The sequence below is a fragment of the Arcicella sp. GW822-FHT02H01 genome, from assembly GCF_058802005.1.
This window is the reverse complement of record NZ_JBXANT010000001.1, coordinates 1,745,025-1,766,036: the sequence shown is the minus strand read 5'-3', so window position 1 is coordinate 1,766,036 and position 21,012 is coordinate 1,745,025. Positions and strand designations below refer to the sequence as shown.

Here is a 21,012-nt window from a genome sequence, read left to right as displayed (position 1 = left end):
ATTATGAAAAAAGCAGTTGTATTATTACATGGTTTTGGTGAGGATGCTACCATTTGGAGCGGTTATGTACCTTTTTTACAAAAGGATTTTTATATAATTGTTCCAGAATATGCACGATTGAGTAATCTAAAGACGATTGATGATTACGCAGATTTTGTAGAAAAAAGTGTTACCGAAAGCGGTTTTGAAAAATGTGTAATCATTGGGCATTCAATGGGCGGGTATATTGCTTTGGCATTTGCCGAAAAATATCCTGACAAAGTATTAGGGCTTGGGCTTTTTCATTCTACAGCTTTTGCTGATTCAGATGAGAAAAAGGCAGCTAGAAATAAAAATGTGGAGTTCATAAAAACGCATGGTGCGGAAGCTTTTATCAAAGTTTCAACCCCTAATTTATATGCTGAGGCTTTTGCCAAAAAACACCCTGAAATCATCCAAAAACACATTGAAGCTTCTTCGTCTTTACCTGTCAAGGCTCTTATTGCTGGAATGGAAGCCATGCGCGACCGTCCCGACCGCAAGCACGTGTTGAAGTCGTTGCGTTGTCCTGTAATGTTTATTATTGGTGAAAGAGATAAAAGTGTTGCTCCAGCAGATGCCAAAGCACAAATTATGATACCTAAATTTTTCTCATCTTCTATTCTTGATGAAGTCGGACACATGGGGATGATTGAAGAACCAGAAGATTGTTTGAAATTTGTAGGGAAGTTTTTATTGAAATGTTAATTGTAAGAGATAATGCTCGAGAATAATACCATCCTTTTTCAACAACTTTTTGCAGGAGAACAATTGTATGTAATTCCTGAACAAAGTTTGCAAAAAGAAGAAATAACTGTTGAAAATAGTCCAATTGCAACACCAGTCGAGGAAAAAACGGCGGTAAAAGTTGCTACTACGGTAGACGAAGTAAAAGTTTTGCATTTTGTGCCTAATCACAGAATAGTTATTTTGGTGGATGAATATAGCGAAGCAGACCAAGCGTTATTGGCTAAAATCTTGACGGCTGTAAAGCTCAATCTTAATCAGATAGATTTAGTTCACTTGGCAGATTTGAGCCAGATGAATGCCAGAACGGCTTTCTCGCAAAACCTTATTAGCCATTTTATTACTTTTGGAGTAGCTCTGCAAAAGATAAAGCTTGAAATTCCACTCAATCCATATCAAACCAAAGAAATCAAAAGCATTCGGTTTTTGTTTTCAGATGCATTAAGTGACTTGCATACCGATGTAGAAAAGAAAAAAGCCTTGTGGAAGGCTTTGCAGGAGATGTTTTTGTAGTTTTTTTGAGGCTAGGTTCTGATAGAATCTAGCCTCAAAAATTAATTTTACGCTTTCTGCTCTACAGTATTAGTAAGTGTTCCAATACCTTCGATAGAAATATTTATGACATCGCCAATGGCTAACGAAAATTCATTCGGTGGTACTACGCCCGTTCCAGTCATCAAATAAGCTCCATGTGGGAACGACATCTCTCTGAATAAGAATGAAATCAATTCATTATGCTGGCGTTTCATACGATTAATCGCAATACTTCCCTGAAATTGAGAAACATTATCTCTCAAAATCTCTAGCGAAATCAACGTGTCTGGGCTAATTTCTCCATCAGTTACATACAAACATGGACCAATAGCGGCCGCCTTATCGTAACTTTTAGCCTGCGGTAAATACAAAGGGTTTTCGCCCTCAATATCTCTTGAACTCATATCGTTCCCTGCGGTGTAACCTACAATTTTTCCACTTGAAGTAGCAAAGAGTGTCAATTCTGGTTCAGGAATATTCCATGCTGAATCTTTACGGATGCGTACAAAATCATTTGTACCTACACAACGGCTCGCTGATGATTTAAAGAAAATCTCGGGACGTTCTGCATCATATACGCGTGCATAAAAATCTCCACCGCCCGCATCTTTAGATTCTTCAATTCTGGCTTCACGGCTACGCATATAGGTTACGCCAGATGCCCAAATTTCTTGTTGACTGATGGGAGCAAGTATGTCGTTACCAGCCCATTCAATGCTTGGAAGTGAGGTGATTTCCTTGCTTACTTGTTCATATAAATCATCACGATTTACATAAATATCCCAATTGTTTTCAGCAGATAAATAAAACTTGTCAGCCGATTCTACGATAATTCCTTGTTTGGTTTTGTATATTTTCATATTAAATGTTTTTTCTATTTTGGAAGACTCAAATCCTAAAAGCAGATAGAAATAGTATTTTTACTGAATATCTTGCTTGTAGTATGTTAAAATAAGTCAACTTTGTAGTGAGGAATCAAACCACCTGATTGGCTAAAAATGTCGATTTAATTTTTTGTACATTATTGAAAGACAAATTAACAATAAAAAAATGATTCAAGACAGACGAGATTTTTTAAAGAAAAGTACTTATTCTACTTTGTTGGGATTAGTCATTCCCAACATCCCTTTTGCAAAGTCTTCTCCAACAATTTTAAGTCCAGCAGAAGGCGGTTTACCCGACTGGAAAAACAAAGAATTAATCATTCTTTCTGATAAACCTTGGAACGTAGAAACGCCTCCACATTTACTTGACGATAAAGTAACGCCTGTTGAAAAAATGTTTATTCGCAACAACGGCTTGGTGCCAGAAGGCAATATTGACGTTAATACTTGGACGTTAACCATTGGTGGTGAATCGGTAAAGACTTCAAAGACTTATAAACTCAAAGACTTAAAGGAAAAATTTAAACATTATACCTATCAGCTTACATTGGAATGTGGAGGAAATGGACGTTCGGGCTATTTTCCACAAACTTCGGGTAATCAATGGGACCAAGGGGCAGTAAGTTGTGCAGAGTGGACAGGCGTTAGATTGAAGGATATTTTAACGGATGTCGGGTTAAAAGACGATGCCGTATATATTGGTTATTACGGAAAAGATATTCATTTGAGCAGAACGCCTAATAAATCAGTTATTTCAAGGGGGGTACCGATTAAAAAAGCCTTGGAAGATGAAACTTTGATTGCTTGGGCTGTAAATGGTAAAGATATTCCTTTGGAACATGGTTTTCCCCTACGCTTAGTCATTGGTGGTTGGCCTGCTTCTGTTTCTGGAAAGTGGTTGGATAAGATTGTGGTCAGAAACAAAGAGCATGATGGCGAAAAAATGAGTGGGCATAGCTATAGAATACCGATTAATCCGATTGAACCAGGAGAGAAATTAGCCGAAATTCCCGAGAATTTTAAAATTATCGAAGCCATGCCTGTAAAGTCTTTAATTACTTACCCTAAAACGGGCGCTGTAATTGATACAGGAAAAACGATTACCTTGCGTGGACACGCTTGGGCGGGAGATTTAGCCATTAAGGAAGTAGCCGTTTCGCTTGATTATGGTGTTAGTTGGAAAAAGTGTAATCTGGAAGTTCCTAAAAATCGTTTAGCTTGGCAACATTGGTCTTTAGTCTTAGATTTTTCACAAAAGGGCTACTTTGAAGTATGGGTAAAGGCAACCGATAGCAAAGGAATTACGCAGCCAATGGTAATTCCTCAGTGGAATCCGGGGGGATATTTGAATAATGCTTGTCACAGAATTGCGGTGAAAGTCGTATAAACCAACATCGAGATGAAAGTTATCAACATATATTTATTTGTCGGAACGATAATGATGGTTTTTCTTGCCTTCAAACAATCAGAAGAAAGTAACATCAGCATCAATACATCAAACTTAGTACTACAAAGTCAACACCATAGCCTATCTGATTCATTGACGATTGATTCAGAAACTGGATTAATCAACGATGCTAATTTGATAATGGTAAAAGCACAGTGCACTGCTTGCCATAATACTCAATTGATTCAACAACATCGATTTACTCGTGAAGGCTGGAAAGATAAAATCAGATGGATGCAGAAGAACCATAAATTATGGGATTTAGGGGAATCAGAAAAAGTAGTACTTGATTATTTAGAGAAATACTATTCACCGAAGATGGCTTCTAAAAAGATTCAGAATAGACGTGAATTATTGAAGACTATACAGTGGTATAAATTGGACAATCGTTGAGGAATAATACCACTCTCAAAATCATTTATCTCTAACGAGGGACTTAAGTCCCTCGTTAGAGATAAGAAGTTTAACTTAACAATTTACAGACTAGCACTAACCTTTAGTTTTCCTTTTTTATTGTTACGATGATTATATTTAATAGTTGCTTCATCTTGAAAGAAATCAACAATATATTGTGCAATGTGTACTTTGCCAGGATTTAAAATAGAGGGAAGAACTATACTTCCTATATTTTGAGTTGTGTCTGTATTATGTTTTTCATAATCTTTGTTATGGTAAAATACATAAATCTCGGCACTATCACTTAAATACCCATCAATATTCATGATGACAGCAGGACCATCTCCATATCTTTCAACAATAAAAGACGTATCTTTAGCTGCATCAAAAGTATATGTAACTGTTTTACCCTCTTTGATACAGCCTGAAAGTAAAAGACAGATAATAATATATTTATTTTTAGTAAAGACCATTTTAAAAACGGGCACTAATCTTTAGTTTTCCTTTTTTATTGTTTAAATGTTTGAAGCTAACAGTGGCTTGATTGTCATAAAAATCTAATCTTTTGTCTTGTAAATGTACATTCCCTGAATCTAAGATAATAGGGTCATCAGATATTACACTTATCATTGTACTATCACTTAAATAGCCATCAATATTTAAAATGATTGAAGGCCCATCCCCATGTCTTTCAACAACAAAAGTAGTATCTTTCGTAGCATCAAAAGTATAAGTAACCTTTTTTCCCTCTTTAATACAACTTTGTAAAAAAAAACAAGTAATTATTATTATAATAACATATTTCATGATGAAATCTCGTTTAAAAAGGTATTTTTTGAACACAATTGGGACCTCCAACTGTCCATAATTGACCATTTTTACTCATATTATAAATTATTGAAATTAAATCTACGCCGAAACCTGAGTAAGAAGAGCCTAAGTTAGCTCCAATACTATTATTTCTGAGATCCATCTCTGTATTGCATCCACTTTTTCCAACCTCATGAGCATTTGTTAATTGAATAGCTAGATTATAACCAAAATAAAACGCATGGAGTGCTGACCAATAGGTATGCTGAAAAGCATTAGAATGATCTGTGTTATCTTGACCAATTGGGGCATTCGGAAATAACATTCTAGTTGTTTCAGTGGCATTTGTACAATTTAAATAATATCTATAAATCTGAGTTGTACTCATTGTTCTCAATACGGCCATTTCAGATGCGTTAAGTGATTTTCCAGCTTCCTCAAGTAATAATTGTCTAATCTTTTCAATCAATGCATCTACTAGGTTAATATCATATTCAAGATCTACGGGACTACCACATCCCCAATCAGCACAAGGTTCAACCATAGCATTTAATGTTGTAGGTTGCATTGATGAGGGTTGAAATAATAATGATATTAGCATGGGAGTTCCATTATTATTAACATAAGCAGTAACTGTCACTTCTGGTAATGTTCCTCCATTGAGATCAGACATTCTTAGATTTTGCTTTTTCTCAAGTATGTTATCTTTAAACTTGTATTCTCTCTTTACTTTCTCATCAAGAGTCATAATGAGAATTGTTCCAGTAAACAATTTATTATTTAAGTTTTCATTATTGATTTCAAGTTTAAATCCACTTTTTTTACCATTAACTTCAGTCAGAAATATTTTTTTTACTTTTGTTTTACCCTCCTCCGAAAAATCCAAGGTTGGCAAACTAAATAGTTTATTATCACTATCAGTTTGTTTAAAGCTTAAAGCTTTGTCCCAAAGCTCAAGTTGTTTTAAATCACCATCTGTAGAAACACGAGAGCTTTTAGAGCTATTCAAATCAGAATACCAATTTTTAAGACCTTCAATTTCTTGATTAGAGGCTTTTATACCTTTGCTCGAAGGTTGAGTATTAACGTGTTCTATGTCAATACTATCTTTGCAACTAAAAATAATAACAGGAAGTGCAATTATGCTGAAAATGTAGACAATTGTAGCTTTTAATTTCATTGAATGAGGGTTTATAGATGATGTAGAAAATAAAGTGTAGACATTTAATATGTCAAAATAATTGTTGATTTTACTAAAGTGTTTGTGTAAAACTACGCTTATAAAAACTGTTTATAGCAAAATAGGCGTTTGAATAAATTTATACATTAATCTTGTAGTACATCATTTTCAATTAAAAGTATATTTATACCTTAACTTTCAATTTTCTACGATTATTATATTTGTATTGCAATACTCCACAAATATAAGTGTCAAATTTATAAATCAAATTATTTATTACTTAAATATGACATTAAATGGCCAACAATATCTAATATAATTCAAGAACTATCATTGATAATAATCAAGAAGAATTAACAAGTTTTTACATACTAGTACTAATCTTTAGCTTTCCTTTTTTTATTGTTCAGATGTTTGAATGAAATTTTGGCATAATGGTCATAAAAATCCTATTTTTATTTTTAATATTTATTCTTCCTGAGTCTAAAGGTAAAACCAATCTTGCATCTTCTTGTACAGTACTCTTATAGTAAGTGACGATTATTACTGTACTATCAGATAAATTACCTATTATGTCCAATGAAATAAAAGGAGCACTCGTACTTCTTTCTACAATAAAAGAAGTATCTTTCGCAGCATCAAAAGTATAAGTAACTGTTTTGCTATCTTTGATACAGTCTGAAAGCAAAAGGCAGATGATAATGTATTTTAATCCTAAAGTCCAAACTACAACCTATACCCCCTTAAAAACTCCTCAATTCCCATACGTTTTTTCCCTTCTAATTGTAGCTCTTCAATGGCTAAATAGCCATCAGCACATTTAAAATACAGGTACTTTTTACCATCACTTTTATAAGCCTCTTCAAATTGAATAGTCTCGTCCGTTACTTTTGAGGTACGGTAAATTTTACATACTTTACCATTCAAGGTTGTCCAAGCGGCAGGGTAGGGAGATAGCCCTCTGATAAAATCATAAATCGATTTAGTAGATTTCGTCCAATCAATCTCACAAGTTTCTTTAAAAATCTTAGGAGCGTGTTTTATTTCATCCGATTCTATTTGGGGTTCTTGAGGATAACTACCAGCTTCAATCGCTCTCACAGTCTTTAAAACCAATTTCGCTCCAATCTGCATCAAACGCACATAGACATCGCCCACGGTATCGGTCTCAGCAATCGGTTCTTTTTCTTGAAAGATGATTGACCCTGTATCTATTTCATGCTTTAAAAAGAAAGTAGTCACACCTGTTTCAGTCTCGCCATTAATAATCGCCCAGTTGATAGGGGCAGCACCACGATATTGTGGTAAAAGTGAACCATGTAAATTGAACGTTCCTAAACGTGGCATTGTCCAAACAGCTTCGGGCAACATTCTAAAAGCCACTACTATTTGTAGGTCGGCTTCATAACTTTTTAATTCAGTTAAGAAATCTGGATTTTTTAACTTTTCAGGTTGTAATATTGGTATATGTGGTGCATTGGCTAATACATATTCTTTTACAGGCGACATACCCATTTTTAATCCACGTCCAATCGGTTTATCTGGTGCCGTAATTACCGCTACCACATTACAATTATTTTCAACTAAAGTTTTCAAACTCTCAACCGCAAAGTCGGGAGTACCCATAAAGATTATTTTCATAAGATTAATATTTTTTATACCACGATTAATGTGGCATTGAGAATGCTAAAATTGTCCTTTAAAAATGAATTTCAGTGAAAGAAATGATTTTCATTGTAATAGTTTTTAGCTCATAGCTAAAGGCTCAAAGCTGTTCGCTTCTTTAATTGAATACAAAATTTCTAAAAAAAACACAATTTGAAATTTCTCTTTGAAATCGAAATACGTTTTATTATCTTTGCTAACTCAATTCAGTAAAATATGCAACGAAAGACTCAATCAAGCAAAGTTAATTAGCTTCGAAATTTCTGCAAAGGTCATAAAAAATCTTGTAGAACGGTCGAAAGCCGTTCTTTTTGTTTGTAAAGAATTGAAGTTTATTATTTTCAGAATTGATATAACACTTGCTGGCAGCGATGTCAGTAATTTTTTTTGTATCAACTCAAAGAAGTTATGAATAGAAACGACAAAAATCTAGGCTAAGGTTTTGGGTCAGTTTACATTAATACTTTGTAAAAAATAAAACAATGGGAAAAGTACAGTATTATACTCCAGAGAAGTTAGAGGAATTAAAAGCTGAATTGCAATATTTAAAATTGCAGGGTCGTTCGGATATGGCCAAGCAAATTGCGGAGGCTCGTGATAAAGGTGATCTTAGTGAAAATGCGGAGTACGATGCCGCAAAGGATGCACAAGGTTTGTTGGAATTGAAGATTTCTAAAATGGAAGAAATCGTTGCCAATGCACGCGTGTTGAACGAGACTAACATTGATACATCTAAAGTATCTATTTTATCAAAAGTAAAAATCAAGAATAAGAAGAGTGGCATGGAAGTGGTTTATACCATCGTGTCGGAAGAGGAAGCAGACTTGAAAGCGGGTAAAATCTCTAATTCATCGCCCTTCGGAAAAGGACTATTCGGTAAATCAGTAGGCGACGTGGCAGAAATCCAAGCACCTGCTGGAAAACTTGAATTTGAAATTCTTGAAATCAGTCGCTAGACACTGTCTATTCTTTGATTTTATCTTTCTATAAAAGATTGTTATACAAATCTTGAATTAGCCATCGTTGATTTAATCAATGATGGCTTTTTTTTGTAGTTTTATACATTAATGAAATTTCAGGCTCAGTAGTAATAGGCTGTGACTTGAACAAAAACGAAGGAACATTTTCATGCAATTTCTATATCCGTTTTTTCTTTGGGGACTTTTAGCCGCAGCGATTCCCTTAATTATTCACCTTTTTAATTTTAGAAGAACCAAAAAAGTATACTTCACGAATGTTGCTTTCTTGCGGGCAGTCAATACTACTACATCGTCATTTCGTAGGTTAAAGCACCTATTGATTATGGCCGCTAGAATGGCTTTTATTATAGCATTGGTTTTAGCATTTTCCCAGCCATTTATTCCCTCAAAAAGTGGGAGCAAGGTGAAAATAGGAGGAATAACGAGCTTATACATTGATAATTCACTATCAATGCAAAACGAGCTGGATAAAAAAACGTATCTGGATAAAGCCATTAGTAAAACCGAAGAGTTGTTACTTGCCTTTCCACAAGGCTCAAAGCTACAGTTAGTTACCAATGATTTCGCTGCCGATGAACACGCTATTGGAAATACTCAGCAAATCAAAGAGCGAACTACTTCAATCAAGTTTACGCATAGTCCACGTACGTTAGAACAGGTTTTGAATCGACAAAAAAACCTTGCATCTAAACATAACTCACAGGGCGGTAATCAATATGTTTGGTTTTCAGATTTTCAAAAATCAACTGCTGGAAACCTGTCAAAGCTTGCGTTAGATTCCAACTCACACCTTTTTGTTGTCCCTGTGCAGGCCAAAGCGCTACAAAATGTTTTTGTAGATTCTGTTTGGTTAAATACACCTTTTGTGCGTGAAATGCAGGTAAATCAATTATCGGTAAAGCTATTTAATACAGGCGAGAAAGCAGTAGAAAACCTACCTGTAAAACTCTTAATTGATGGCTTACAGGTTTCATCTACCATTGCTACAATTCCTGCAAAATCGTCTACTGTTAGTAACTTCTCTTTCAATATTCAAGGCAAGGGCTTTAAAAAAGCCAATATCTCTTTTGATGATACGCCCATTACTTTTGATAATGATTATTTCTTTGTGTTGAATGTTGCTCCCAAAATCAAGGTATTACATTTGTTTGGTCAAAACAGTGGAGATAAGTATTTACCCGCAGTTTTTGCCAACGATAGCATTTTTGCTTTTAAAAGCTATGGGGCATCTAACGTAGATATTGGGATTTTCAAAACAGTAGACTTTATTATTTTAGAAGGTCTACAAAGTATTGAAGGAAGCATGAAGACTGCCCTGACGGACTTTGTAAGGGCAGGAGGGAGCTTAATGGTGATTCCTAATCAATCTCCTGATTTGAATAGTTACAATGCTTTTTTAAGTGCGTTCAATATTCGGAATATTCAGGATAAAAATATTAATACGGAATCCACACCGTTGGCTGAACCTGCCAAGTCGTCTTTATTCTTTGCAGATATTTTTGATAATTCTACTCAAAAAGAAATGATGCAAATGCCTAATCAGCAAGCAGTAATCAATTGGCAAGCAGTTGGAGACAAGCTATTGAGTTTTAGAAACAATCAAGCTTTCCTAACGGTTTCGCCCGTTGAAAAAGGCAAAGTATATTTATTAGCGGCACCTCTAGCTATTCAATATGGCGAGTTTGCCCGAAATGCACTATTTGTACCAATCATGTATAAGATAGCGGCTCAGAGCGTCATACAGGAACAAGCCGCCTTTTCTTTTGAGTCTAATACGATTGCGATCGTATTAAATAATGTCAAAGCTAATGTGAATGGACGGAAGTCGCTGTTTACGCTAAAAAGGAATAAAATGGAATTTATTCCTGTACAGAATTTAGTTGGTAATACGCTTACGATTGAACTGCCCAAAGCCAATCAATTGAATGATAACCAAGTGCTAGAGTCGGGATATTATGAATTGTTGTTAGAGGGACAATTACAGAAAGTATTGGCATTCAATCATGACCATAATGAATCAATCATGGATTTTTATAGTGTAAATGAATTGAAAAATATTTTTAGTAAAAACAAAAATATTGAGGTTTTTGATAAAATAGATGATGCCGATTTAGTAGATACCTTTAAAGAACAAAACTTCGGAATATCGTTGTGGAAGTATTTTTTAATAGCCGCATTAGCCTTTTTATTAATGGAGATTGTTATCATAAAAATGATGAAATAATTTTTCATAAATCAATAATAAGTTGCTTTTGAATTAGCAAATGTTAATTTTGCATAAGTGAAAGAATAGGTTTTTAGGGGAAAATATTATTAAAAAGTGTACTTATATAATATTTTATATTTTTTTAAATATTTGACAATTTGTAATCACGATTGTTTTATCTTTAAAAAATGAGGTTGACCTTTTGAATAAATTTCATTATCTGACTCGTCAAAAAGTCTTTATAGATGAATAATTAATCTTTAGGTTAGGAATAAAAAAACTGACTTTTGTTAGCTTTATTTCAATCAAATATCCTGATTCAGTGCAAGAAGTATCATTAACTTTGATAAAGTTATTTTACTTATTAACATAAAAGCGTTGGCTTGTCATCATTTTAAACATAACTAGATTCAATATTCCAAGTAAGAACTAACACATTAGTAAAATGCCAAATAACTCTATAGCTTTAATCGTTGACGATGAACACCTTAATCGCTTTTTGATGCGAAAATATCTACAGTCTTGTAATATTCCTTATGACGAAGTTACAGATGGACAAGAGGCTATAGAATGGATTAAACGCACTGAATATGATAAAATCATTGTGTTGCTTGATTTAAATATGCCTGTGATGGATGGATATGAATTTTTGGAATATACAGTAGATAACTATTTTGAATTCAAAGAAAAAAAGATATTAACAATTGTCGTTTCAGCATCTGATTATACCGTTTTTAGAAAAAATGCTCCCCATGCTGAAATCATTAAATACCTCTCTAAGCCAGTAGGTAAAGATGCACTTCAGGAAGCTATTTTACAAGCACAAGAATATTTTAATGCTATTGTATAACACTAAAAAGTGTTTTTAAACAAAAATCCCTTTTAGCAGGAATGCTAAAAGGGATTTTTGTTTAAAGATAGCTAGTTTTCAAAAAAAATATGCTAAAATTTAACTATAAAAACATTAAATTGTATTGAAATAATTTTTAAGACAAACGTATAATCCTTTTTTTGAGGAATAGAATATATTTCTTATATGAAAAGACTGATAATTTGCTTATTTTTAATGTATTATGTAGTAGGAATAATGTTGAAATTTATGAACGTGATAAATATAAGGTAGCCAAAATCAAGATATTGAGGCTCTTATATTTGAAATAATCTACCGACTAAACGATAAAGACATGTCTAGGATAGTGCTCATTGAAGACGATTTACTTCTTGCTGAAAATACCAGTTTAATTTTATCGCTGAATGGCTATGAATGTTTTGTAGCTAATAGTAGCAAAGAGGGAATTTTGCTTATAGAAGAGATTATTCCAGACTTGGTGGTTTGTGATATCATGCTAGACTCAATGGATGGATTTGACGTCCTGAGAATAATAAGGCAAGACAAGGGATTTATTAATTTGCCTTTTATCTTTCTTTCGGGTTTAGCGGATTTAACAGACAAAAGGAAAGGGATGAATCTTGGAGCAGACGACTTTTTAACAAAGCCCTATTCGTCAAAAGATTTAATTGAAACTATTCAGGCAAGGATAGAGATAAGTTCAGCTAAGAAAGTAAATGCTGCGATTGAAACAAGGAAAAATGCTATTGATGTTTTTTACCAAATTTCTACACACGAATACCTGACACCTTTGAATGGCATCATCAATTTTGGTACGCTCCTTGAAGAGATGATTAACCAAAATGATTTAAAAGATGCGAATAGTATTGTAAAAGCCATACAAGTTTCTGGACAAAGAATGCTTAGGGTTACTCGTAAGTTATTGTGGTATAATCAATTAGCACATAGGATTGACCCTTGGGGAAATGCTACTAGTAAAGCTAACGTGAATATTGCTGAGTTACAGAAAATCATTTTTGATTTCTTAAAGAATAGTACAAGCACACAATTTAATATTCAGATTAAAGGTGAAAGCTCTTTTTTGTTTGGCTGTGACAGAGAATTGCTAGAGCAAATGCTTACAGAATTACTTCAAAATGTAATTCAATATTCTGATGCTAAATTCGAAATACACTCAGAAGCCTTTTCAGAAAATAATATGTTTGTGTTGAAGATACAAAACCATTACAAAGGCTCATATGCTATGAGTACAGCGTTAATAAAACCCTTTTTTCAGGCACATTACTCTAAAGATATGAATGGTTCTGGGTTGGGTTTATATATTGTAAAGGAATGGGCTACTAAACAACGAGGAAGTTTAGAAGTGAAAACAAACAATAATATTTTTGAGGTTACTTTAAAAATTCCAGCATTACAAATTGATTAAAATTTACAACGTATAGGGAAGTCTGATAGTAAATGTACTGCCTTTGGATTGATTACTACTAAAGTTGATATCACCACCTAATTTCTTGGTGAATTCTTTGGTAATAGTCAATCCTAATCCCGTACCTTCAATATTCAAGACATTGTTTGCCCTAAAGAAAGTTTCAAATAAATGTTCCTGATCTTCTAAGGGAATACCAATGCCATAATCTTTTACGATAATGGAGAAAAACGAAGGATAATACTTTAAATGAAGCTCTGGTTCTTGGGCATCAGCAGAATATTTAAAGGCATTATTTACTAAATTACTGATAATATGGCTTAATAAAACGGGATCAGTAGAGATTTCATGGTGTTCTCCACTTAAGAATAGGTTTAATTTCCTACCATCTTTTCTGTTAGTATAATATTGATTATTAATATCATTCAAGAATCTATTAATATCGATAGGCTGGGGCTTAACAGATAATTTCCCTTCAGCTGTTTTTCCGATGAGTAAAATATCTTTCAGCATATCATCTAACCGATTTGCCTGAAATATTATCTTGTCGATATGGGTTTTGATTTTATGTTGAAGTGCCTTTTCATTGATGTTTAGCGTGTAATGATCTAATAAATCAGCACTTGTAACAATGGCAGTAATGGGTGTTCTGAATTCGTGGGAAGTCAGTGAAATAAACCTTGATTTCAAGTTGCTTACTTCCTTTTCTTTGGCAAGCGAAATCTCTAATTTTCGTAAATTCTTACGGTCTTCCTCCGCAATTTTTCTTTCAGTAATATCAAAAGATATACCATTATACGTAATTTTATCTTCTTTGATAATCGGACTTGCTAGTCCATGAAACCATTTTTTCTTGCCATCTTTTGTTTCTATTTCTCCTTCATAGGTCCATTCTTTTTTGTTGACAATAGCCAATGCGATAGAGTTAAAGAAAGCACTTTTTTCTTTATGAGGGATTTTTATTTTTGATGCCCAATTTTTATCATTTATCAAGTGACCAAATATGTCGTTGCCTTTATCACTTAAGTATGAGAAGTAGGAAGAGCCGTCAGGTTCAACACAAAACTGGAAAACAATGCCAGGCGAGTTTTTAGCTAAATCACTAAACATCGTTTCGCTTTGTTGCAATTGTTTATCTGCTAGCTTACGTTCTGTGATGTCTGTTAATGAGCCAGCCATCCTTGAAGGACGGTTTTCTTCATCCCACGTAGCTTGTCCACGAATTAAAAACCATCGATAAATTCCTGTGTTCGTCTTTAATCTAAACTCATGATGAAAAATATCATGTTGTTCAAGATGTTTGTTAATCGCTAAAGTAACTAGAGTTACATCGTCCTCATGGCTTGACTCATTCAAAAAAGTAAGAAATGGAATATTGAGGTATATTTCATCATGAGGGAAACCCAACATGTCTCTGAATCTATGTGATAAATAAGTGACATTGTTGGTAATATCCCAGTCCCAAATACCATCACTAGAGCCTTTCACAGCAAGATCAAACCTTTCTTTACTGATATGTAGCTCGATAGCAGAAAGCTTTTGATTGCTAATATCCGACAAAGCCATCACTAGCCCATAGTTCTGATTAGTTTTGTTTTCTATAGGATATAATCTTACAAAATACCAATTTGTTGTACCATTGGGTTGAGGAAAGTTAATTTCATATTCAAGCTTTTTGCCATCCAAAACGGTCAGCATCATTTTCTGCAATATTGGTCTTCTTTCTTCGGGGAAATAGTCTAAAATCGGTTTCCCTATTTCAGCTTTTTTATTGGCATTAAAGAAATTCTGAGAAGAAATATCACTGGCAATTTTATTGAACGAAACTACATCCAGATGATTGTTGATAAGGATGTAGCCAGTATCAGTTGTATTAAAAATAGCTTGAAGGTTAGCTTCTGACTCCAACAACTTTTGTTCAGCAATTCTTTTTTCAGATATATCTTGCAATGACATCGCTGCCCCAACGATATTTTCATTTTTAAAAATAGGGTCTACATTCACTTCATAATATATTTCTGAAGTAATTTCTGGGTCTATAGCCGCATAAGAAAAGTCAGTTGTAAAACTTTCCCCTTGAAAGGCCCTATCGTAAATTTGCTTCCAAAATGTTGTTAGTGATACTGACAATGATGGTACAAAAACAGGACTACCAACCTCATATTTAATTCCTCTTTCAGTATTACAAGTATTAAGAAAGGAATTATTCATCGTCATTAAATGATAGTTTGTATCAACACTCCAAACTAAATCGTCGGTACTATTAATTAAGGCTTCATAATTACTTGTTTTTGTGGCTAAATCTTTGGTGATTTTGATGATGTCAGTAACATTTTCTACCAATGACAAAATCGAAATTACTTCTCCATTTTCATCTTTTAAGATGGAGTTATGCCAATTGCAATAAATAATTTTGCCTGTTTTTGTTAAGTTTTTATTTTTAGATGTTAGCCTATTAATATTATCCCTAATCATCGTATTTGAATATTCCCTTACTCTATCAAAATCATTTTCAGGAACAAGGGATAAATCAAAATATGATTTATTTAACACTTCGTGGGCTTTCCAACCAAAAATCACCTCAGCTTGTTCAGACCAACTTTTTATGATTAGATTTTTATCCCAATTAATTACTGCTAACGGTGAGTTTGTGTAATGAAAATTGAGTTCCCTGTTTAGCGATTGGAGTTCTTTTTCATAATTTTTCTGGTCAGTAATATTAGTAAGGGTAATCACTACACCCTGAATATTATGTTGAGGGTCTCTTAATGGGATAAAACGTACTTTGTACCAATTGCCTTGTTTTGAAAATGGTATAAACAATTCATCAATAATGTCTTCCCCAAGTACAGCTTTAGGGAAATAGGTATCAATAAAAGTATGAGTAGAAGGATGTGAATACTCATAAATGCTCACACCATTTTGATATTTTTTGCCTAAAAATAGCTCAAGCCTTTCTTGAAAAGCTGTATTCGAATCGATAATGTATTTGTCTAAATCAAGAATAATGATTGAATCTTGCGTAATGTTGGCATAGGTTGAAAGGATTTTTTCAGCATGATTTTGTGCTGATTTTTTATTAAATAAAGATTGAGCCTGCCTAGCAAGAATCTGTAAGCTATTAATTTGCTGAGGGCTTAGCTTTAAGACTTTTGTATCAAAAAGACATAACGAACCTAAGATGTATCCTTTAGGCGTTGTAATTGGAATACCCATGTAAAAACGTACATAAGGCTCACCTGTTACAAAAGGGTTGTTTTTAAAACGGTCGTCTACAGTAACATCTTCTACAATTAACATAGATTCTTGTTGAATCATGTGCACACAAAAAGAATCGTTTCTGGAAACTTCACAAAAGTCAATACCAATTTTTGCTTTAAACCATTGTCGATCTGAATCCATCAAACTAATCAAAGCAATAGAGGCACCGCTTATTTGGGTAGCTAAGGTAACGATGTCATCAAAATCTTGTTCGGCGGGAGTATAAAGTATATTCAATTCCTTCAGGGCGGCTAAACGAAGGATTTCATTTGAAGGAATTTGCCTATCTTCCATTACTATTATCTATGTAGGTTATTTAAATCATCTTATGATTTAATCTTTAATTTTATCTTACTGGGATGGGTTTTTAGCAGTTATATTATTTATTGTACTTCAGCAATTACATTTTGAATAGCATTGACCAAATCTTTCCCTCTGATAGGCTTCGTTAAATACTCGTTGGCTCCGCTTTTTATTCCGTTTTCATAATCAGTATTTTCAGCATGGGCAGATAGTAAAATAAAGGGTAAATTAAGCCATTTTTCTTCGGAACGAACCTTTTTCAAAAATAGTAAACCATTCATGCGGGGCATTCTTATATCAGAAACAATTACATCTATCTCTTCATTTTGAAGAATTGCCATTGCTTCTTCACCATCTTCAGCAGGGATAACGGTAAAATCAAATAACTCTAAAATCTCAACATAATTATTCCTAAGAACAACGTCGTCTTCAACAAATAATATTTTAGTTTTCATTGTGGGATTTATAAAGTAAGTTTTTATAAACAAATGGCTAATTAATTTACAATAATTTTTGTCTTCTTCAAAGAAAGAGTTTGCAAATTTTAATATGGAAGCTTTAATGTAAATATACTTCCAACTCCTTCTTCGCTTTCAAAATCTATTTTTCCACCTAATTTTTCGGTAAATTCTTTGGTAATACTCAGTCCAAGCCCCGTTCCTTCTGTGCTTATTACATTCGTTGCTCTGAAGAAGGTTTCAAATAAATGTTCTTGGTCTTTTAATGGAATACCCATCCCATAGTCTTTAACAATAATAATAAAACATTGTTTATCGTATAGTAACTGAACCTCAGGACTTTTATCTATTCCGCGTGAATATTTAAAGGCATTACTGATTAAATTATTCATGATATGAAGCAATAAGGATTCATCAGTAAAGATTTCTTTTTCTTCTTCTGGTAAAATCATTGTTAGCTTTCTTTCCTCACGAAGATTAATATATAATTCTTTGGTTAATTTTTCTAAAAAGGCTTTAATAGCTACTGGTTTAAGTTTTACAACAATTTTACCTTCGGCCGTTTTTTCCAGCGTCAGTACATCTGCTACAATGCCCGTTAGCCTATCCACTTGCGAGGTTATGTGGCTAATGTGTTCTTGTATTTTGTTTTTTAATACCTCACTCACAATCTTTTCACTATGCAAGTTCAGTAGCTCTGCACTTCCTAAAATACCTGCAAGGGGTGTGCGGAACTCATGCGATGTTAAAGAAATAAACCTTGATTTGAGAAGATTTAATTGTTTTTCTTTGGTCAACAAAACTTCCAATTTCTGAAGATTTTTCGCATTTTGTTCCGCTATTTTATACTGATTAATATCTTGAAAAATACCATACACTCTTTTTACTTTTTCACCTTCTAGCTCTGCTTTTCCAATAACTTTTACCCAAGTTATTTCCTGTTGAGCATTCACAATTTGTACTTCAATTTCAAATGGCGTTCCGAGTTGAATACAATTTTGAACAGCGTCGGTGATAAACTGCCGACTAATTCCTTCTTTATAAAACAACAAACTCTCTTCAATAGTCGGTTGAAGATGATAGGGTATCCCAACAATTTCTTTAATTACTTTAGACAAATAAATTGTATTAGAAACCACATCTATAGACCATCCACCCACACGTGCTACTCTATTGGTTTCTTCCAATAAATCTGTCGTTCTTTTTAATTGTACCTCAGCTACCTTAATATCACTTATATCTTGAAATGTACCATATATTCTTTTTTTAGTTGGAATACTAAAATCGGCTTTACCTATTACCCTTACCCAAATTTCTCGGTTTTTGGCCGTAATTATCTGTACTTGAACGTCAAATGGTGTTTCATATAGAATACAATCATTGAATACCTTCTTGATTTTATCTCTACTATAACCTTCTTTATAAAAATTTATGCCACTTGAAACATCCACTGTGGGAGATTCGTCATTATATTCATGAATCTCTCTTGTAATCTGCGACCAGGAAGCAACATTGGTATTGATATCTGCTTCCCAACCACCAATTCGGGCAACTTGATTTGTTTCTTGTAAAAAGTTTTTGGTTTGCTTCAATTCTTCCTCTGCTATTTTCCTATCCGTAATATCACTCATATAGCCATGCCAGATTACGCTATCATTCAAACGCTCAGGTGTTGATATCGCCTTCAACCATATTTCTTTTTGTGAAGGCAACATTAGTCTAAACTCAATATCAGTCAGGGCTAACGTTTTGCTATTTTTTTGAATTTCACGGATAACCATCTTATAGTCATCTGGATGGATAAGTTTAAACAACGCTTTAGTCCTTTCTTCAGGATTGAGAGGCTCTAATTCCTGAGAGTTGACTAGCTGTCGAGAAACATACGAGAAAAAGTAACGTCCAGTATCAAAAAGTTGAAATTGGAACAAAACTCCAGGTACTTGTTTAGCTAAATGTTGCAGTAAATTTGATGATTTCTCTCTCGCAATTTCTGCTTTTTTTAGTTCGTCTATGTCTTGAAAAGTACCATATACTCTATTACAAACACCATCCATAAAATCAGCTTTAATAATACACCTTAGCCAAATATTTTGTTGACTAGCTGTTATAACTTCTAATTCTAAGTTAGACGAAGTCCCTTTTTGAATCCCTTTTTTAATAGCATTCAAAAAAGCTTTTTTGCTTTTAGGTTTAAAAAACTCAAGAATTTTCCTTAAATCTGGTGAGAACTCAGGCGGTAGGTCATAGATTTTACGAGTGGTATCCGACCAGAACAAGATTTTGTTGGAAGGAAAATATTCCCAACCACCTATATTTGATACTTCGCTGACTTCTTCTAATAATTCTTTAGTTTGTGTAAGTTGATTTAAGGACTCTACTTTAGCGGTAATATCATTAATCACCAAAATTGTTTCTTTGTTAAAGGGATGAATACTAGAGTTGATGCTTGTCCAATAGCATGAACCATCTTTTCTTTTTAGTCTTAATTCAAGATTAATAAAGGCAACCCCTGTAGCAATTGTTTTTCTAACGGCCCCAAGTGCTAACCCAATATCTTCATCTAATACAAAATCTAAGTACAGTTTACCCACTATTTCATCAATGGTATATTGATATAGTGTGGTAACGTTTGGTGATACAAATGTGATGATACCAAGGTGATTTACTGAAATGAGTAAATCGGTCATGTTAGAAACCAAAATTGATAAATCGTTCTCTGTCTTTACTTGGTCAGAGACATTATGACCTACACAAAGTATCTCAATTGTTTTTCCTTCATCGTTTATCAGCCCTGTAAACTCCCATAGATTCGTAATTATTTCTTGTTGCCTATTTTTTTTTCGAAGAATTACTTTAAAAGGTTTTGAAGGATACAAAAAACATTTTAAGACAGTCTCCTGACAAGCAGCACGATCTTCTTCGATGATAGATAATAATCTGTTTGTACCTAAAATGGCTGTTTTATCAACCCCAAAAACTTTATGAAAATAATCGTTAATATAGGTGTAATTCCCATATAAGTCTGTTTTGACTACAAACAAAAACTCACTGTTTATAATAGATTCGCCTATAGGAGTATAAAAATTATCATCTATTTTTTGCGGAGGACTAACGTCATGCTGTATGATGTTTGCACCTAATATTTTACTAATGTTTCCATCCGTATCATATATATATTTTAACGAGCAATCCATGTTGATAATACTACCATCTTTATGAATATAATAGGTGGTAATGGCATCAACACAATATATAGTATCATGATTGTTTGACGAGAGGAAGGAAAGCTCTTTCTCTTTGAAAATATCTAACCACTGATTTTGTAGGATGTTGTATTCCGTATCTGTATGATAACCAAGTATAGACGCTAGCTTAGGGTTTACCCAACAATCGTTAAGAGTTTTGGCATCCCAAAACCAAAATCCATCAAGTGCAAATTCTTGAATAAAGTCAAAAAGTGTTGAATCAGCTTTAATAAGTGCTATAAGCTCATTTTTTAAATAATTTGCCATACTTGTAAACTTATATTACTGCTAAATTTATGACAAAGATTATCTTATCATAAGATAAAATGTTTTTATACTAAGTAAGAAAACACAATAAATTATTTGAATATTAAAAATAGAGGCTTATACTCGGCAATTTAATTAAAAGGAATGCTATTTACAATGACGAAAATGAAATTATAATTGCTCTTTTTGCCCATTTATGTGATAGCTGTTGGTAGGGGCAATAGAGTGTAGAAAAAGTATGTTAAAAGACTAAAAAATAAAAATTAAATAATTGATTTTCAGTTAGAAACGTCAAAAAGTTCTTATTCTTCTGAAAAGAAGGAATACTAGATTTA

17 protein-coding genes are annotated in these 21,012 nt (G+C 33.4%); 8 read left to right on the top strand and 9 right to left on the bottom strand.

The genetic code is table 11. From position 1 onward, the window contains the following. Positions 1-3 precede the first annotated feature (3 nt). Both AC1RNE_RS07505 and AC1RNE_RS07500 read left to right on the top strand, forming a co-directional pair. Positions 4-726, top strand: a complete 723-nt coding sequence (locus AC1RNE_RS07505; protein ID WP_492800403.1) for an alpha/beta fold hydrolase — start codon at positions 4-6, stop codon at positions 724-726. Between the two features lie 12 nt (positions 727-738). Further along, the gene (locus tag AC1RNE_RS07500; protein WP_492800402.1) at positions 739-1,278 is read left to right on the top strand and encodes a DNA polymerase III subunit psi; all 540 of its coding nucleotides are present in this window, start codon (positions 739-741) and stop codon (positions 1,276-1,278) included. 47 nt (positions 1,279-1,325) lie between these two features. On the opposite strand, the gene AC1RNE_RS07495 is transcribed toward AC1RNE_RS07500, so the two are convergent. Then, positions 1,326-2,159 (bottom strand): fumarylacetoacetate hydrolase family protein, encoded by an 834-nt coding sequence (locus AC1RNE_RS07495; RefSeq protein WP_492800401.1) that lies wholly within the window; start codon positions 2,157-2,159, stop codon positions 1,326-1,328. Between the two features lie 190 nt (positions 2,160-2,349). On the opposite strand from AC1RNE_RS07495, the gene AC1RNE_RS07490 reads away from it, so the two are divergent. Together AC1RNE_RS07490 and AC1RNE_RS07485 are read left to right on the top strand one after the other, a co-directional pair. Further along, positions 2,350-3,570, top strand: coding sequence for a sulfite oxidase (locus tag AC1RNE_RS07490; RefSeq protein ID WP_492800400.1), 1,221 nt, complete (start codon positions 2,350-2,352; stop codon positions 3,568-3,570). Between the two features lie 12 nt (positions 3,571-3,582). Further along, the gene (locus tag AC1RNE_RS07485) at positions 3,583-4,023 is read left to right on the top strand and encodes a hypothetical protein (RefSeq protein ID WP_492800399.1); all 441 of its coding nucleotides are present in this window, start codon (positions 3,583-3,585) and stop codon (positions 4,021-4,023) included. An 83-nt stretch (positions 4,024-4,106) separates the two neighbouring features. Here the strand turns inward: AC1RNE_RS07485 and AC1RNE_RS07480 are convergent, their stop codons facing one another. The 5 genes from AC1RNE_RS07480 to fmt form a co-directional block, all read right to left on the bottom strand. Next, a complete protein-coding gene (locus AC1RNE_RS07480; protein ID WP_492800398.1) occupies positions 4,107-4,499 on the bottom strand; it encodes a hypothetical protein in 393 nt (130 codons plus the stop codon). Position 4,500: 1 nt separating this feature from the next. Beyond that, entirely contained in the window at positions 4,501-4,833 is a 333-nt protein-coding gene (locus AC1RNE_RS07475; protein ID WP_492800397.1) for a hypothetical protein, read from the bottom strand. Positions 4,834-4,846: 13 nt separating this feature from the next. Then, complete coding sequence (locus AC1RNE_RS07470; RefSeq protein ID WP_492800396.1) at positions 4,847-6,016, bottom strand: DUF6973 domain-containing protein; 1,170 nt, start codon at positions 6,014-6,016, stop codon at positions 4,847-4,849. Positions 6,017-6,422: 406 nt separating this feature from the next. Beyond that, positions 6,423-6,704 (bottom strand): hypothetical protein, encoded by a 282-nt coding sequence (locus AC1RNE_RS07465; RefSeq protein ID WP_492800395.1) that lies wholly within the window; start codon positions 6,702-6,704, stop codon positions 6,423-6,425. A gap of 38 nt (positions 6,705-6,742) precedes the next feature. Then, on the bottom strand, positions 6,743-7,657 hold the full coding sequence (gene fmt / locus AC1RNE_RS07460) for a methionyl-tRNA formyltransferase (protein WP_492800394.1): 915 nt from the start codon (positions 7,655-7,657) through the stop codon (positions 6,743-6,745). 506 nt (positions 7,658-8,163) lie between these two features. Between fmt and greA the strand changes: the two genes are divergently transcribed. From greA to AC1RNE_RS07440, 4 genes are all read left to right on the top strand, one after another. Next, positions 8,164-8,637, top strand: coding sequence for a transcription elongation factor GreA (greA, locus tag AC1RNE_RS07455; protein ID WP_492800393.1), 474 nt, complete (start codon positions 8,164-8,166; stop codon positions 8,635-8,637). A gap of 172 nt (positions 8,638-8,809) precedes the next feature. Next, on the top strand, positions 8,810-10,885 hold the full coding sequence (locus tag AC1RNE_RS07450) for a BatA domain-containing protein (RefSeq protein ID WP_492800392.1): 2,076 nt from the start codon (positions 8,810-8,812) through the stop codon (positions 10,883-10,885). A 427-nt stretch (positions 10,886-11,312) separates the two neighbouring features. Further along, positions 11,313-11,717 carry a response regulator gene (locus AC1RNE_RS07445; protein ID WP_492800391.1) on the top strand — a complete coding sequence of 135 codons (405 nt, stop codon included), beginning with the start codon at positions 11,313-11,315 and terminating at the stop codon, positions 11,715-11,717. Positions 11,718-12,051: 334 nt separating this feature from the next. After that, positions 12,052-13,143: a hybrid sensor histidine kinase/response regulator gene (locus AC1RNE_RS07440; protein WP_492800390.1), complete on the top strand. Its 1,092-nt coding sequence runs from the start codon at positions 12,052-12,054 to the stop codon at positions 13,141-13,143. Positions 13,144-13,146: 3 nt separating this feature from the next. Here AC1RNE_RS07440 and AC1RNE_RS07435 read toward each other — a convergent pair whose 3' ends face one another. The 3 genes from AC1RNE_RS07435 to AC1RNE_RS07425 form a co-directional block, all read right to left on the bottom strand. Beyond that, on the bottom strand, positions 13,147-16,698 hold the full coding sequence (locus AC1RNE_RS07435) for a PAS domain S-box protein (RefSeq protein WP_492800389.1): 3,552 nt from the start codon (positions 16,696-16,698) through the stop codon (positions 13,147-13,149). Between the two features lie 89 nt (positions 16,699-16,787). Then, positions 16,788-17,162 carry a response regulator gene (locus tag AC1RNE_RS07430; protein WP_492800388.1) on the bottom strand — a complete coding sequence of 125 codons (375 nt, stop codon included), beginning with the start codon at positions 17,160-17,162 and terminating at the stop codon, positions 16,788-16,790. 89 nt (positions 17,163-17,251) lie between these two features. Beyond that, positions 17,252-20,677 carry a sensor histidine kinase gene (locus tag AC1RNE_RS07425; protein WP_492800387.1) on the bottom strand — a complete coding sequence of 1,142 codons (3,426 nt, stop codon included), beginning with the start codon at positions 20,675-20,677 and terminating at the stop codon, positions 17,252-17,254. Positions 20,678-21,012 lie beyond the last annotated feature (335 nt).

Coding starts and splice junctions, on each gene's coding strand:
- AC1RNE_RS07505 (WP_492800403.1), top strand. CDS start 4: ATGAAAAAAGCAGTTGTATTATTACATGGTTTTGGTGAGGATGCTACC.
- greA (WP_492800393.1), top strand. CDS start 8,164: ATGGGAAAAGTACAGTATTATACTCCAGAGAAGTTAGAGGAATTAAAA.
- AC1RNE_RS07450 (WP_492800392.1), top strand. CDS start 8,810: ATGCAATTTCTATATCCGTTTTTTCTTTGGGGACTTTTAGCCGCAGCG.
- AC1RNE_RS07475 (WP_492800397.1), bottom strand. CDS start 4,833: ATGAAATATGTTATTATAATAATAATTACTTGTTTTTTTTTACAAAGT.
- fmt (WP_492800394.1), bottom strand. CDS start 7,657: ATGAAAATAATCTTTATGGGTACTCCCGACTTTGCGGTTGAGAGTTTG.
- AC1RNE_RS07500 (WP_492800402.1), top strand. CDS start 739: ATGCTCGAGAATAATACCATCCTTTTTCAACAACTTTTTGCAGGAGAA.
- AC1RNE_RS07490 (WP_492800400.1), top strand. CDS start 2,350: ATGATTCAAGACAGACGAGATTTTTTAAAGAAAAGTACTTATTCTACT.
- AC1RNE_RS07485 (WP_492800399.1), top strand. CDS start 3,583: ATGAAAGTTATCAACATATATTTATTTGTCGGAACGATAATGATGGTT.
- AC1RNE_RS07435 (WP_492800389.1), bottom strand. CDS start 16,698: ATGGAAGATAGGCAAATTCCTTCAAATGAAATCCTTCGTTTAGCCGCC.
- AC1RNE_RS07470 (WP_492800396.1), bottom strand. CDS start 6,016: ATGAAATTAAAAGCTACAATTGTCTACATTTTCAGCATAATTGCACTT.
- AC1RNE_RS07480 (WP_492800398.1), bottom strand. CDS start 4,499: ATGGTCTTTACTAAAAATAAATATATTATTATCTGTCTTTTACTTTCA.
- AC1RNE_RS07445 (WP_492800391.1), top strand. CDS start 11,313: ATGCCAAATAACTCTATAGCTTTAATCGTTGACGATGAACACCTTAAT.
- AC1RNE_RS07495 (WP_492800401.1), bottom strand. CDS start 2,159: ATGAAAATATACAAAACCAAACAAGGAATTATCGTAGAATCGGCTGAC.
- AC1RNE_RS07430 (WP_492800388.1), bottom strand. CDS start 17,162: ATGAAAACTAAAATATTATTTGTTGAAGACGACGTTGTTCTTAGGAAT.
- AC1RNE_RS07425 (WP_492800387.1), bottom strand. CDS start 20,677: ATGGCAAATTATTTAAAAAATGAGCTTATAGCACTTATTAAAGCTGAT.
- AC1RNE_RS07440 (WP_492800390.1), top strand. CDS start 12,052: ATGTCTAGGATAGTGCTCATTGAAGACGATTTACTTCTTGCTGAAAAT.